Genomic DNA, 14,168 nt, shown 5'->3' on the forward strand with positions numbered 1-14,168 from the left:
CTTCTGCCGATCTTGCCTATTCGATATCCGTATAAGAAACTCCGAGCGAGGCCAGCACATCCCAGTAGGCCGGGAAGGTCTTGGTCACGCAGTCCGGATCGAGAATGGTGATGCCGCCGATCTTCAGGCCGGCCAGCGCAAAGCTCATGGCGATGCGATGATCGGCGAAGGTATCGATCTCAGCCGGCAGGGTCTGCCCGGCGAGTGACGGATCCGATGCGACGATGAGGTCGTCGCCCTCCTCCTCCGCCAATCCGTCGCGGATGTTGTTGAGCCCGAGCGACAGCGCTCGCACCCGGTCGCATTCCTTGACGCGCAGATTTGCGATGCCGGTGAAGCGCACCGGCGTCTCGTTGAAGGCAGCGAGCACGGCAAGCGTCGGCACGGCATCCTGCATCTGGGAGCCGTCGATTTCCGCCGGTAGATGCGGGAATTCGGAGATGATATCGAAGGCCCTGGCATCAGGCTGAGTGAAGGCGTCGTTCGGCACGCCCAGATCGATCCTGCCGCCGGTCAGCACTTCCGCAGCCCAGAGATAGGTCGCCGCAGACGCATCCGGTTCGATGACGAAATCCGTCGCGCGATAACCGGTCGGCTCCACCTTCCAGGTCGCAGCATCGACCTGCTCGACCCTGGCACCAAAGGCTTCCATGGCGGCAAGCGTCAGATCCACGTAACCGCGGGCACCGATTTCCGTACCGGCAAGGGCGACGGTAAGCGGGGCATTGGCGCCCGGCTTGACGAGCGGCCCGGCCATCAGCAGGGCGGAGACGTATTGGCTCGACAAGCCGGCATCGATCTCGACACGGCCGGAGGCGAAATGGCCATTGCCGCGCACCGTAACCGGCGGGCAACCGGTCGGAGCCTCGGCATCGAGACCGAGCGCGTTCAGCGCGGTGATCAGCGGGCCGATCGGCCGCTTGCGCATGTGCTCGTCGCCATCGACGACGACCGTGCCGTCCACCGAAGCAACCGCCGCCGTGAGGAAGCGCGTCGCGGTGCCGGCATTGCCGAGGAAAAGCGGTCCGGAGGGCGGAGAAAGCTTGCCCGTGCCGGTCACGACGAATGTCGTCTCGTCCGGCTGATCGATCGTCACGCCCATGGCCTGCAGCGCTTCTGCCATATAGCGCGTGTCGTCGCTCCGCAGCGCACCCGTCAGCCGGCTGGTGCCCCTGGCAAGGCCCGCCAGAAGCAGCGCGCGGTTGGTGATCGACTTCGAACCCGGCGGCATGGCGCGCCCGATAAGCGGCTTGCCCGGCGGCAATATGGTAAGTTTGGCTCTGCCCATGATGAATAGTCTCTTCCGTCACTCGTCGCGCCCGCAGCCTACGGCATGCGGAGCGCTGAAACCTGAACCTTCGGCCGCGCTCTTAAACGGTCGCGACGTAAAGGTCCAATGACGGTTTTTTAGAATTTGACGGTCGGAACCGCGCGATCCGCGGCATTCTCGATCTCGAAATATTCCCGCTTCGAGAAACCGAACTGGCCGGCGACCAGGTTGTTGGGGAAGCTCTCGACCTTGACGTTCAGATCGCGGGCCGCGCCGTTGTAATAACGGCGGGACATCTGGATCTCGCTTTCGATGGTTTCCAGCGAGGCCTGAAGCTCGGAGAAATTCTGGTTCGCCTTGAGATCTGGGTAGGCTTCCGCCAATGCAATGATCTTGCCGAGCGCCTGGCCGAGCAGGCCTTCCGCCTGGGCGCGGCCGGCGACGTCGCCCGCCGGCACGGCCTGCGCCTGGTTGCGCAGCTTCACCACCTCTTCGAACGTTCCCTTTTCGTGGGCCGCATACCCCTTCACTGTCTCGATGAGGTTCGGGATCAGGTCTGCGCGGCGTTTCAGCTGCACGTCGATGCCGGACCACGCCTCCTCGGCCATCTGCCTCGATTTGACGAGGCCGTTATAGATCATGACGACGTAGAGAGCGACGAGAACAACTATGCCGATCAGTATATACATTTGCCCCTCCGGATTTTGCCCCTGCCATGCGATAGCACAGAATCACCATAAAAAACCGGCCGAAGTCATCGATTATTTCTGGGGGCTCCGCTTTTGATCTAACGCAATAATTGATGGGGCGAAACGAGGTAAATATTTCTTCAGATGATGGGCGAATCCAAGGATTCAGGCTCGTTCCCAAAACAATCTGGATGGAAATTGCCATGGCGTCCCTTGTGCGAATCGCCAATGTGCTTGCGTTTGGCCTGTTGTTTTTTCAGTACGCGGTGATGATGAAGCCGCCGGAGCCGGCCGGCACACGGCGTTTTCTGCAGATCTATTCCAAGCAGCTCCCGACCGGAGCCTATCCTACCCTCAAGCCCGTCTGGGAGCTTGGCGCGGGATGGGTTGGAGCCGCCTGAGGGGCGGCTTTGCACGGCCAGCCTCGGTTCAGGCGGCCTGGCCGAAATTCACGCCACCGGCTTCGGTGAGCAGGAAGGCCTCGCCGCAGGCCTTGGCCAGCGTACGGACGCGCAGAATGTAGCTCTGGCGTTCGGTGACCGAGATCACGCCACGCGCATCCAACAGATTGAAGACATGCGAGGCCTTGATGCACTGGTCATAGGCCGGGAAGACGCATTTGTGCAGCATCTGGTTGGCATTGGCGCCGGGAGCGCCGGCGGCCAGCAGCGCCTGGCATTCCTTCTCCGCATCGATGAAGTGCCGATGCAGCATGGCGGTGTCGGCGAATTCGAAATTATGGCGGGAATATTCCTGCTCGGCCTGCAGGAAGACATCGCCGTAGGTGATCTTTTCTTCGCCCTCGCGGCCGTTGAAGTTCAGCTCGTAGATACTGTCGACGCCCTGGATATAGGTGGCGAGGCGTTCCAAGCCATAGGTCAGCTCGCCGGCGACCGGCGCGCATTCGATGCCGCAGACCTGCTGGAAATAGGTGAACTGCGAGACTTCCATGCCGTCGCACCAGCATTCCCAACCGAGGCCCCAGGCGCCGAGGGTGGGGCTTTCCCAATCGTCCTCGACGAAACGGACGTCATGCAGCAGCGGGTCGAGGCCGATCGCCGCAAGCGAACCGAGATAGAGCTCCTGCAGGTTCGGCGGGTTCGGCTTGAGGATGACCTGAAACTGGTAATAGTGCTGCAGGCGATTGGGGTTTTCGCCGTAACGGCCGTCGGACGGGCGGCGGGACGGCTGCACATAGGCGGCCTTCCACGGGCGCGGCCCGAGAGCGCGAAGCGTCGTGGCCGGATGGAAGGTACCGGCGCCGACTTCCATGTCGTAAGGCTGCAGGACCGCGCAACCCTTGTCGGCCCAGTAGTTCTGGAGCGCGAGGATCAGCCCCTGGAAAGAGCGGGTCGGAGACATGTGGGCGGGCAGTTCGGTCATGACGATATCTTCGGTTCGAGGATGCGGACGAGTGCCATGCATCAGGGGCGCGGGTCAAGGATTTATAACCCCGGCCGCTATTCCTCATCCTTCTTCACCCGGTATTCCCCCGTCACCGGGTCTTTTTCCAGTGTACCGATGGCGCCGGTCTGGCGCTCTTGTTCTCGCTGGCGGGAGCGGGCCGTGAGTTTCTCGGCATCCTTGATGAACTTTTTGTAGATCATCCATCCGCCGCCGATCAGGATGATCAGGAATATAAGTTGCGCCATTTCCCCCTCTTAACCTTTTTAAGCCATCAGAGCCCGTAGCGGCTCCACAATGCCTTTTCCTCGATGCTCGCGGCAAGCCCCGCCGCCGCAGCCGCGGCGATTTCGCCGACCTCGCCGCTGCCGAGAACCACGCCCGGCACACGGCGGCCGAACAGCGTGCGGGCGCTGCCGATCAGCTCCAGCCTGGCGTCCTTGCCGTAGCGGCGCTTGATGACGTCGCGCATGTCGCCGATGCCGTCGATCAGGCCGAGATCGAGACCGCGCAAGCCGCTCCAGAAAAGGCCGGAGAAGATGGTCGCATCGTCGGCCAGCCGCTCGCCGCGCCGCATCTTCACCATGTCGATGAAGACCTTGTGGATCTCGAGCTGCAGCGACTTCAAGTATTCGATATCGCCTTCCTTCTCCGGCTGGAAGGGATCGAGGATCACCTTGTTTTCGCCGGCGGTATAGACGCGACGCTCGACGCCGATCTTGCGCAGGAGTTCCGGGAAACCGAAACCGCCCGACACGACGCCGATCGAACCGACGATCGAGGTCGGATCGGCAAAGATCTCATCGCCCGCCAGCGCGATCATGTAACCACCGGAGGCGGCGACATCCTCGACGAACATCAGCACCTTCTTGTCCTTCTCTTCCGCAAGCGCCCGGATGCGCTGAAAGATCAGGCGGGATTGGACGGGCGAACCGCCCGGCGAATTGATGGAAATGGCAACGACCGGCGCGTCCTTCTTCGAGAAGGCCTTGTCGAGCATCGGCGCCACGGTGGCCAGATTGAGAGGCTGCTTGAACTGGCTGCCGCCTGCCATGATCGCCCCGCTCAGCCGGATGATCGGGATCGTCAGCCCCTTCTTACGGAACCGCTTCGGCATCAGCCTCTTCCAAAACCCGGCCATTTCTCTTCCTTCTGTCGTGTAGAACCAGCCACAGCATGTATGTGACGGAATTTCAAACGCAATGGGAAAGCCCCCGAAACGCCAGAAAACAGGGATTTTGATCCTCTAATTGCTAATGACTTGCATTATCATTCGAGTGAAGCATTATCGCTTTCATTGCAAATGGAGAGATTGCGGTCATGGATATGCTGAAGTCAGAACAGGATGGCGGTTGGCGCCACAATCGCGGAGAGGCGTCACTTTCGGATGTCCATCGCAGCATCCACGTCACGCAGCATGGCTCGAAACTGCGCCGCATCGCCGCCTTTGCGGGTCCGGGCTACATGGTCGCCGTCGGATATATGGATCCCGGCAACTGGGCAACCTCGCTCGCCGGCGGTTCCAAGTTCGGCTACGCGCTGCTGACCGTGGCGCTGCTTTCCAACCTGATGGCGATCGTGCTGCAGTCGCTCTGCGCCAGGCTTGCCATTGCCTCCGGCCGCGACCTCGCGCAAGCTTGTCGCGACGCTTTTCCGAAATGGGTCTCTGTGCCGCTCTGGGCGTTTGCCGAAATCGCCATCATCGCCACAGACATCGCCGAGGTCATCGGCACCGCGATCGGCCTCAACCTAATCTTCGGCATTCCTCTCGAACTCGGCGTCTTGATCACCGCGCTCGACGTTTTTATCATTCTCTACCTGCAGAAGATGGGGTTCCGCTGGGTCGAGGCCTTCATCATCACGCTACTCGGCGTCATCGCGGTGTGCTTCGCCATTCAGATCTTCCTGGCCGATCCGCAATGGGGCGGCGTCATTCGCGGTTTCTTCCCGACGACCGAAATCGTCACCAATCCGGAAATGCTCTATCTCGCGCTCGGCATTCTCGGCGCGACCGTCATGCCCCATAACCTCTACCTACATTCCGGTATCGTGCAGACGCGCGCCTATGGACATACATTGCCGGAAAAGAAGGAAGCGCTGACCTATGCTACTATCGACTCCACGGTGGCGCTGTGCTTCGCGCTGCTGATCAACGCCTCGATCCTGATCCTCGCCGCAGCGGCTTTCAACAGCACCGGGCGAACGGAAGTCGCCGAACTCGGCGAAGCGCATTCCCTGCTTGCGCCGCTGCTGGGGCTAGCCATCGCGCCGACGCTCTTCGGCATCGCACTGCTCTGTTGCGGCCTGAACTCGACGGTGACGGCAACGCTCGCCGGCCAGATCGTCATGGAAGGTTTCCTGCAGATAAAGCTAGCTCCCTGGATGCGCCGGCTCATCACCCGGGCGATCGCGATCATTCCAGCCGCTTTCGTCACCATCTGGTATGGCGACGCCGGCACTGCGGAACTCCTGATCCTAACCCAGGTCGTGCTCAGCCTTCAGCTTTCCTTCGCGGTCTTCCCGTTAGTCATGTTCACCGCCAGCACGGCGAAGATGGGGGCACTCGTGGCACCCCGCTGGCTTTCCGCCATCGCCTGGGCGATCGCCGTCGTCATCGCCGGCCTGAACGTTAAGCTTCTGATCGATTTCGTTTCGGGCTGAGGCGGGGATAGGCGGCGCGGCCGTTGTTGAGGTCGTCCACGAAACCGGAAAAGGCATGGCCGTCCATCCCATGCACGAAAAACGGCGCCCGGAATGTCAGCCGGGCGCGCGAGCCTTTGACGGCGGTGACGAGGATGCGCGTGGCGCTCTCGTCCGGCCGCGGATGAAGCGCGGTGATTTCCAGTCCGCCGAACCGCCTGCCGCAGGCTTCGATGATCTCGACGATCGATTGCGGCCGGGCGATCAGCGACAATTGCCCGCCGGGCTTCATGATTGCGCCGGCAGTGCGGATCCAGGCTTCGAACAGGTCCTCTGTCATGGCATGTGCTTCCGCCTTTAGCGCATCCGGCGTGCGGCGGTCGGCGGCGTCGTTGAACGGCGGATTCATGATGACGTGGTCGTGGATCTCGTCACGGAGGCCCGCGGCGACGCGCGGCTTGCCCGAAAGTGCCACATCGGCTTCGATCACCTCGACACGGCCGGCGAGGAAAGCGTTTTCGGGCAATGCGAGAGTTTTCCGGGCATAATCCGCCATCAGCGGTGATTTTTCGATGAGCTGGACCCTGGCCTTCGCAAGGCGCGCGGCGACGGCAAGGCCGGCGGCACCCGCACCAGAACCGAGATCGGCAACGCTGATAGATTTGTCAGAGGCGACCAGCGAGGCGAGCAGCATGGCGTCGACGCCGGAACGGTGCCCGCCGCCTTTTGGCTGCATGACGTGAAAACGCCCGCGATGGAAGGCGTCGATGGTGAAGGTGGGGATCATGAGGTGCGGCGCCGCTGGGTGACAGATAAATGCGATTTGATGCCCAATGTCTGCACCCCAGAAGAATCCAGGCCAGAAGCTCCGAAAACCATCACGACCTCAGCTCCGCCTCGAGCCCGGCATCCCTCAATATTCGCCGCGCCTCGTCCACCCTCTCCTCTTCCACCATAAACCGGCGCGGCAGGAGGCCGAGCGAGCCTTCGAGCACGCTCATCGACTGGTCGGCGACCATGCAATGGATGCCGGCGTCCCGCATCAGGCTTTCCGCCAGCGACAGGATCACGACATCGTTAGTGCGGATGATCTCCAGCATGCCTTTTTGAAGCCCCATTAAATCCCGCGGGTTGCGATTTGCGCTTGCCGCACTATCCGCCTCTTTCTATTGTCCTTTGAAAGAATTCGATAGGGAGGCCTGATCGTTGGGCGTCGTCATACCGCTTGAAGAAGGCAAAAACAAACTCGCATCCGTGAAGCCTCTGGTGGATCTCACAAAGGCGGATATGGAGCGCGTGAACCAGCTGATCCTCTCCAAGGCCGGCTCCGACGTGCAGATGATACCGGAAGTCGCAAACCACCTGATCTCCTCCGGCGGCAAGCGGCTGAGACCGATGCTGACGCTCGCCTCGGCCGTGCTGTTCGGCTACCAGGGCGACGGCCATGTGAAGCTTGCGACGAGCGTCGAGTTCATGCACACAGCAACGCTCCTGCACGATGACGTGGTCGACGAAAGCGACCTGCGCCGCGGCAAGTCCACCGCCCGGACGATCTGGGGCAACCAGGCAAGCGTACTGGTCGGAGACTTCCTGCTTGGACAGGCCTTCAAGATGATGGTCGATGTCGGTTCGCTCGAAGCGCTCGACGTGCTGGCGACCGCCGCCTCGGTCATCGCGGAAGGAGAAGTCCTGCAGCTTTCCGTCGCCAAGAACATGGAGACCACCGAGGACGACTATCTTTCTGTCATCCGGGCGAAGACGGCGGCGCTCTTCGCCGCCGCCGCCGAAGTAGGGCCGATCATCGCCAATGCCGACAAGGGCGCGCGCGCCGCGCTGAAATCCTACGGCATGAACCTCGGCCTCGCCTTCCAGCTGGTCGACGATGCGCTCGATTACGGCGGCAAGGCTGCCGATCTCGGCAAGAATGTCGGCGACGATTTTCGCGAGGGCAAGATCACGCTCCCGGTCATCCTCTCCTACCGCCGCGGCACGGAAGGCGAGCGCGCCTTCTGGCGCCAGGCGATCGAAAAGGGCGAAAGTGGTGACGAGAACCTTGAAAAGGCGCTCGGGCTGATGAACAAATACGGCGCGCTCAACGACACGATCGGCCGCGCGCTGCATTACGGCACGATCGCCCGCGATGCGCTGGCGCCGCTTCCCGCTTCCCCGCTCAAGGCGGCGCTGCTCGAAGTCATCGATTTCTCGATCCAGCGCGTCAACTGACGCAAGCGGAGGAGATCCGGGCGTTGGACCTTTCCGAAGACATGTTGGAGCGGGTGCTGCTCCAGCTTTCCGAGTTCATGTCGGTCTGCCGCGATCCGTGGTGCATCTTCGGTGGAGCGGCCATGTATCTTCACGGATTTCGGGACCCCGGTTTCTCGGATATCGACGTCCTCGCATCCTTAACGGATGTCGAGCGCATCGCCGTTTCTCATGCCCTGAGAAACGAGGCTGAGGGCGGGACACAGCGGTTCCGATCGCAGGCGCTCCTGCATCCCGATATCGGGGATATCGCCGTCGAGATCATGGCCGGCTTCGAGATTTTTGCCGACGGACGCTGGCAGGCCGTCACGGTCGCCGATCACGCAGAGGTTCGATATCGCTCCGCGACGGTCTGGGTCGCAAGCCCGAAGGATGTCGGCGGGATATTCAGGCTCTGCGGGCGACCCAAGGATATCGAGCGTCTGGGGCTCCTGGAACAACGCGCAGGTTGAGCCGGCGGACAACGCCTGGACAACGCAAAAGAGCTTTTCTGCCCCGTTCACAGATTGGCGACCTCGATCACCCTGTCCGAGATTTCCTTGCGGACCTGCTTCAAAAAAGCCATTCTGTCGTGAATCAATCGGTGCAGGATCAGCGGCGAGAATTAACGCCGCGTCACGCTCTTATGAAAGGCACCCCTTTATGCGGCAGAAATCCAGCCTTCTTCTGCTTTCCAGCGCGGCACTCGCAACCGTCCTCCTGTTCGGCACGGCTGCAGGCGCTGCCACGCCGGAAAAGAAGCCAGTGGCGAAAGAAGCAGTCAGCTTCGGCCCCAGCGACGTCAAGTCGTTTTCCGGCGCGTTTCTTGCCGCCCGTACGGCCGATGTGGACCACGACTATACGACAGCGATTGCGCTCTACCGCAAGGCGCTCGGCTACGATCCGGCAAATTTGGAAATCCGCGAACGGCTGATGATCTCGCTGCTGCTCAACGGCGATTTCGACGAGGGCTTGAAGGAAGCCGAAAACCTCAAGGAAGACAAGGCGGTCGAGCGGATCACCAAGGTCGTCCGCGGCCTGGACGCCTTGCGCGGCAGGAAGTTCGATTCCGCCAAGAAAATCCTCGCCTATGACGGGCCGAACGATCTCGACCGTTTGACGCACCAGCTTCTTTCGGCCTGGGCGGACGTGGGTGCGGGCAAGGGTAAGCAAGCCATGGCCACCGTTTCCGCATTGAAAGGCCCTCCGTGGTACAAGGCCTTCACGGAATACCAGCTCGGGGCGATGGCTCTGACCACAGGCGACATCTCGACCGCCCGGCAGCACCTCAACACCGCCGTCACCAACAAGGAAGCGGTGGCCATGGCGCCCGATACCTTCATGCGCGCGGTGATGGCGTTGGCGCGTCTCGAGGCGGCAGCGGGCAACAAGCAGAAGGCGCTCGACGCGATCTCGGTCGGCGACGGGATGATCAGCAACTATGCGCCGCTGAAAGCGCTGCGGCAGAGCATCGAAAAGGGTGAGAAGCCGCAACAGCAGGTGGCAGGCCCCAGCGAGGGCGCGGCCAGCGTGCTGTTTTCGGTTGGCGGCGCGCTGAATCGCCAGGGTGCCGAGGACATGGTCTCGCTCTACCTGCAGATCTCGCACGCGCTCGACCCGAAAAGTGCTGACACGCTGATTCTGCTCGGCGGCATTGCCGAAAAGCTCGAACAACCCGAACGCGCCATCAAATTCTATTCCAGCGTGCCGGCCGACTCACCGATGCGGCGGATTTCCGAGCTGCAGCTCGGCGTGACGCTTTCCGAAAACGGCAAGGTCGAGGAAGCCAAGCAGCACCTGAAGCTGCTGATCGATTCCGATCCGGCCGACATTCGCAGTTACATCGCCTATGGCAGCGTGCTTTCCGAGGCCAAGGACTACAAGGCGATGGCCGAGACCTACGACAAGGCCGTCGCCGTGATCGGTCCCGTGCCGCGCCAGGGCGACTGGTCGGTCTTCTTTCAGCGCGGCATCGCCTATGAACGGCTGAAACAATGGGACAAGGCCGAGCCGAGCTTCCGCAAGGCCCTGGAACTCAATCCCGAGCAGCCGCAGGTGCTCAACTATCTCGGCTATTCGCTGGTCGACATGAACAAGAACCTCGAAGAGGGCCTGGGCATGATCAAGCGGGCGGTCGATGCGCGGCCGGACGACGGTTATATTGTCGATTCGCTCGGCTGGGCCTACTATCGGATGGGCAAGTTCGACGACGCGGTGACGGAACTTGAACGTGCCATTCAGCTTCGCGCCGGCGACGCGACGATTAACGACCATCTGGGCGATGCCTACTGGCGGGTCGGCCGCAAGCTCGAAGCCGTCTATCAGTGGAACCGGGCCCTGATCTCCGAGGGCGAAGACATCAACCGCGAGCATATCAAGGAAAAAATCGAGAAAGGCCTCGCGCCGCTCGATCCGAACGCCACGACGGCAGACCGCAGCCAGACGGAACCGGCGCCTCCGGTCGCCCCGGCCCCGGCCAATCCCGACAAGAAGTCCTGATGCCATCCGATCTGTCTGTCGAAACAAGGCCCGCCCGGAAGGCGGGCCTTTTCGAATGGGCGCCGGCGAAGATCAATCTCGCCCTCCACGTGACCGGAAAGCGCGCCGACGGCTATCACCTGATCGAAAGCATCGTGACCTTTGCCGATACAGGTGACCGGCTGGATTTCGGTGTCGCGAAGACCGATTCATTCGGCATCTCGGGGCGTTTTGCCCACCTCCTGCCGACAGATGCAGCCGATGAGCAGGCAAACCTCGTGCTGAAGGCCCGAAACCTCCTGCGTCGGGCGCTTGCCGACAAAGGCCTTCCTGCAGCGCCCGTCTCCATCCATCTCGAAAAGAACCTGCCAATTGCAGCAGGCATCGGCGGCGGCTCGTCAGATGCCGCAGCGACGTTGCGAGGCCTCCTGCGCTTATGGGGCGCCAGCCTGCCGGAGGCCGAGCTGGCGGCCATCGCCCTTTCACTCGGCGCCGACGTGCCCATGTGCCTGAAAGGTGAACCGGTGATGGCCAAGGGCATCGGCGAAGAGCTGACGGCCCTCCCTACCCTTCCGCCGCTTTCGCTGGTGCTCGGCAATCCGCTCGTCGGCGTTTCCACCCCCGAAATCTTCAAGCGGCTGACGAAAAAGGATAATCCGCCGGTCACCGTGCCCGGCAGCGACTGGGTCGGCTTCCTGAAGACGTTGCGCAACGATCTCGAGCCGCCGGCGCGCTCGCTGGTGCGCGAGATCGGCCAGATCTCCGGCATGATCGGCGCGGAGGGGGCCGTGATCACCCGTATGTCCGGTTCCGGTGCCACCTGTTTTGGGATATTCCCTTCTCGGGAATTGGCGGAAAAGGCCGCGGAAAACCTTACGCGCCGGCAGCCGGACTGGTATTTTCAGGCGGCGCAGACCGTTGGAAGAGGAACATGAACAGGATCGACGAAACCCGCTCCTTCATTCCCGTCGGCATCGCCGTGCTGACCGTTTCGGATACCCGCACGGCGGCAGACGACAAATCGGGCGATACGCTTGCGGCGCGGATAACGGACGCCGGGCATGCGCTGAAAGCCCGCGCCATCGTGCCGGACGACAGGGAGCAGATCGCGGCCCAGGTGCGGCAATGGACGCTCGATCCCGATATCGATGTGGTGATCACCACCGGCGGCACGGGCTTCACCGGCCGCGATGTGACGCCGGAAGCGCTGGAGCCGCTGTTCGAAAAACGGATGGACGGCTTTTCGGAAGTCTTTCACCGCATTTCCTACGACAAGATCGGCACCTCCACCATCCAGTCGCGCGCTACGGGCGGCGTGGCGAACGCCACCTTCATCTTCGTTCTGCCCGGCTCGCCGGGCGCCTGCAAGGATGCCTGGGACGGCATCCTGAAGGCACAGCTCGATTACCGCCACATGCCCTGCAATTTCATCGAGATCATGCCGCGGCTCGACGAGCACCTGCGGCGGAGCGGGAAATAGTTTCTATCTGGCCGCGGCGGCCACCCAGGCCGGAATCATCTCGCTCGCCAGCTTCACCGCCTTCTGGCCGTGGGCCAGCGTTTCCAGATCCATGCCGGATTTGGCGAGCGCGATTGCCTGCCGTTTTGCAAGCAGCATGCCGTATTCCAGCGGCGGCACGACGCGGCCGATGCGCTTGAAGAACGGCCGCCGGTAATTGCGTGATGGCGAGAAACGCGCCGGCTGCTTGTTGAGCGAGATATATTCCATCACTTCATCGATCCAGCCCGCCTGCAGCCGGGCGCCGGGCTCGACAAGCAGCAGCCACTCGCCACGAGCCCCCCGCAGGATGTCCTTGATGTCCCAATGCGTATGGAACCGGCAGCCGGCTGCATCGGCGACCCGGGAGGAACCGTCCCGCGAGCCGTGATCCAGTACGACCACATCGCTCACAAGCCCTTCCACCGCAGCGGAAACAAGCACCGAGAGCGTCTGCGCCAATTCCGATTCCTGATCGCGGCATTCCATGATGACAGTCAGCATTCCTGACGTTTATCGCATTGCAATGAGGAAGACCAGAAACCGTTTCCGAATTTTGTTCTTGCAATGTTCTCGTTTTAGGGCTAGGAATTTAATCATCAGGAACGGGGAGGTTTCCCCTTCAGGAGTGCCCCATGAACGAGCTGTCCCGATTGCGGCAGGACGCATTTGCGCCTGCTCATACGGCCGATATTGCCGATGCGCTGGTACAATCCTCCGGTCTGAGGATCGAGGTGGACCGCCGACGCGGACGGGGAGCCGGCCTCAATCCGAGCGGCCGCTTCGAAGCGGAACGTCGGGAAGCTTTCGACGACGGCTGGCAAAGCCTCGAAGATCTTGAACCGTTCAAGACCGACGTGCAGGTCGAAAAGCCGCGCACCGCGATTACCCGCAACGAATCGCCCGACCTCTCCTTCGACCGCTCCATCAATCCCTATCGCGGCTGCGAGCATGGCTGCATCTACTGCTTCGCCCGTCCGACCCACAGCTATATGGGCCTTTCGCCGGGGCTCGATTTCGAATCGAAGCTCTTTGTCAAACCGGACGTGCCGAAGCTTCTGGAACGCGAGCTCAGCAAACCGGATTATAAGGTGCGGGCAATCGCCATCGGCACCAATACCGACCCTTACCAGCCGATCGAACGTGAATGGCGCATCATGCGCCAGATCCTCGAAGTGCTGCAGAAGGCTAATCACCCTGTCGCGATCGTCACCAAGTCGGCGCTGATCGCCCGCGACATCGATATCCTCGCCGACATGGCCTCCAGGGGCCTCGCCAAGGTGGGTATCTCGGTCACAACCCTCGACCGAAAGCTCGCCCGCGCCATGGAGCCGCGCGCCTCGACCCCTCCCAAGCGCCTGGACGCCATCAAGGCGCTGACCGATGCCGGCATTCCGACCGCGGTCATGGTGGCGCCCGTCATCCCGGCGCTCAACGATCACGAGATCGAGCGGATTCTGGAAGCAGGCCATGCTGCCGGCGCGATGGAGGCTAGCTATGTGCTGCTTCGCCTGCCGCTTGAGGTGAGCCCGCTTTTCCGCGACTGGCTGTTGCAGAACTATCCGAACCGCTATCGGCACGTCATGTCGCTCGTCCGCTCGATGCGGGGCGGCAAGGACTACGATGCCGAATGGGGCAAACGGATGAAGGGCGCCGGCCCCTATGCCTGGCAGATCGGCCGGCGTTTCGAGATGGCGACCAAGCGGCTCGGCATGGTTCGGCGCGGCCTGCCGCTGCGCGACGACATCTTCGTCCGCCCGAACGGCGCCGGCATCCAGCTGTCGCTGCTTTAGCAGGTGGCATCTCCGGCGGTTATGTGCGGAAACCGCGATTCGTGAGCATCAAGATGCTCCGACAAATTTCACCGGGCATCGAGACCGTACGTTTTGAATTGAATTTCCGGCGCGCACCCGCCCTGTCCCGCGCCGGGATGACCCCGGTTCCACCG

The 14,168-nt window shown here is 62.0% G+C and carries 16 protein-coding genes; 8 read left to right on the top strand and 8 right to left on the bottom strand.

The features are described 5' to 3' along the window. Positions 1-16 precede the first annotated feature (16 nt). Both DMO26_RS04390 and DMO26_RS04395 read right to left on the bottom strand, forming a co-directional pair. A complete protein-coding gene (locus DMO26_RS04390; RefSeq protein ID WP_404947011.1) occupies positions 17-1,288 on the bottom strand; it encodes a 3-phosphoshikimate 1-carboxyvinyltransferase in 1,272 nt (423 codons plus the stop codon). 119 nt (positions 1,289-1,407) lie between these two features. Continuing rightward, a complete protein-coding gene (locus tag DMO26_RS04395; RefSeq protein WP_117190799.1) occupies positions 1,408-1,959 on the bottom strand; it encodes a LemA family protein in 552 nt (183 codons plus the stop codon). A 203-nt stretch (positions 1,960-2,162) separates the two neighbouring features. Between DMO26_RS04395 and DMO26_RS04400 the strand changes: the two genes are divergently transcribed. Then, positions 2,163-2,360: a hypothetical protein gene (locus DMO26_RS04400; protein ID WP_117190800.1), complete on the top strand. Its 198-nt coding sequence runs from the start codon at positions 2,163-2,165 to the stop codon at positions 2,358-2,360. Between the two features lie 28 nt (positions 2,361-2,388). Here the strand turns inward: DMO26_RS04400 and DMO26_RS04405 are convergent, their stop codons facing one another. The 3 genes from DMO26_RS04405 to DMO26_RS04415 all read right to left on the bottom strand — a co-directional run bounded on the left by DMO26_RS04405 (position 2,389) and on the right by DMO26_RS04415 (position 4,504). Then, positions 2,389-3,342: a glycine--tRNA ligase subunit alpha gene (locus DMO26_RS04405; protein ID WP_117190801.1), complete on the bottom strand. Its 954-nt coding sequence runs from the start codon at positions 3,340-3,342 to the stop codon at positions 2,389-2,391. A gap of 77 nt (positions 3,343-3,419) precedes the next feature. Then, positions 3,420-3,611: a hypothetical protein gene (locus tag DMO26_RS04410; RefSeq protein WP_117190802.1), complete on the bottom strand. Its 192-nt coding sequence runs from the start codon at positions 3,609-3,611 to the stop codon at positions 3,420-3,422. A gap of 26 nt (positions 3,612-3,637) precedes the next feature. Beyond that, complete coding sequence (locus DMO26_RS04415) at positions 3,638-4,504, bottom strand: S49 family peptidase (protein ID WP_117190803.1); 867 nt, start codon at positions 4,502-4,504, stop codon at positions 3,638-3,640. A 179-nt stretch (positions 4,505-4,683) separates the two neighbouring features. Here DMO26_RS04415 and DMO26_RS04420 point away from each other — a divergent pair, with 179 nt between their 5' ends. Then, positions 4,684-6,024 carry an Nramp family divalent metal transporter gene (locus DMO26_RS04420; RefSeq protein ID WP_117190804.1) on the top strand — a complete coding sequence of 447 codons (1,341 nt, stop codon included), beginning with the start codon at positions 4,684-4,686 and terminating at the stop codon, positions 6,022-6,024. Here DMO26_RS04420 and DMO26_RS04425 read toward each other — a convergent pair. Then, the gene (locus DMO26_RS04425; protein WP_117190805.1) at positions 5,993-6,790 is read right to left on the bottom strand and encodes a tRNA1(Val) (adenine(37)-N6)-methyltransferase; all 798 of its coding nucleotides are present in this window, start codon (positions 6,788-6,790) and stop codon (positions 5,993-5,995) included. The genes DMO26_RS04420 and DMO26_RS04425 overlap by 32 nt on opposite strands. Positions 6,791-6,881: 91 nt before the next feature. Beyond that, positions 6,882-7,103 carry a putative signal transducing protein gene (locus DMO26_RS04430; protein ID WP_117191039.1) on the bottom strand — a complete coding sequence of 74 codons (222 nt, stop codon included), beginning with the start codon at positions 7,101-7,103 and terminating at the stop codon, positions 6,882-6,884. A gap of 106 nt (positions 7,104-7,209) precedes the next feature. Here DMO26_RS04430 and DMO26_RS04435 point away from each other — a divergent pair, with 106 nt between their 5' ends. The 5 genes from DMO26_RS04435 (at position 7,210) to moaB (ending at position 12,202) form a co-directional block, all read left to right on the top strand. Further along, positions 7,210-8,226: a polyprenyl synthetase family protein gene (locus tag DMO26_RS04435; protein ID WP_117190806.1), complete on the top strand. Its 1,017-nt coding sequence runs from the start codon at positions 7,210-7,212 to the stop codon at positions 8,224-8,226. A 23-nt stretch (positions 8,227-8,249) separates the two neighbouring features. After that, positions 8,250-8,717: a hypothetical protein gene (locus tag DMO26_RS04440; RefSeq protein ID WP_117190807.1), complete on the top strand. Its 468-nt coding sequence runs from the start codon at positions 8,250-8,252 to the stop codon at positions 8,715-8,717. A 190-nt stretch (positions 8,718-8,907) separates the two neighbouring features. Then, a complete protein-coding gene (locus DMO26_RS04445) occupies positions 8,908-10,743 on the top strand; it encodes a tetratricopeptide repeat protein (RefSeq protein ID WP_117190808.1) in 1,836 nt (611 codons plus the stop codon). Next, positions 10,743-11,657, top strand: coding sequence for a 4-(cytidine 5'-diphospho)-2-C-methyl-D-erythritol kinase (locus DMO26_RS04450; protein WP_117190809.1), 915 nt, complete (start codon positions 10,743-10,745; stop codon positions 11,655-11,657). Before DMO26_RS04445 ends, DMO26_RS04450 begins: the two co-directional genes overlap by 1 nt. Next, complete coding sequence (moaB, locus tag DMO26_RS04455; RefSeq protein WP_117190810.1) at positions 11,654-12,202, top strand: molybdenum cofactor biosynthesis protein B; 549 nt, start codon at positions 11,654-11,656, stop codon at positions 12,200-12,202. Before DMO26_RS04450 ends, moaB begins: the two co-directional genes overlap by 4 nt. A 3-nt stretch (positions 12,203-12,205) precedes the next feature. On the opposite strand, the gene DMO26_RS04460 is transcribed toward moaB, so the two are convergent. Next, positions 12,206-12,724: a glycosyl transferase gene (locus DMO26_RS04460; RefSeq protein ID WP_117190811.1), complete on the bottom strand. Its 519-nt coding sequence runs from the start codon at positions 12,722-12,724 to the stop codon at positions 12,206-12,208. 131 nt (positions 12,725-12,855) lie between these two features. On the opposite strand from DMO26_RS04460, the gene DMO26_RS04465 reads away from it, so the two are divergent. Then, positions 12,856-14,013 carry a PA0069 family radical SAM protein gene (locus DMO26_RS04465; protein ID WP_117190812.1) on the top strand — a complete coding sequence of 386 codons (1,158 nt, stop codon included), beginning with the start codon at positions 12,856-12,858 and terminating at the stop codon, positions 14,011-14,013. The last annotated feature ends 155 nt before the right edge of the window (positions 14,014-14,168 follow it).

The organism is Rhizobium terrae (genome assembly GCF_003425685.1).
In the GTDB taxonomy this organism is placed as follows: Bacteria; Pseudomonadota; Alphaproteobacteria; order Rhizobiales; family Rhizobiaceae; genus Neorhizobium; species Neorhizobium terrae.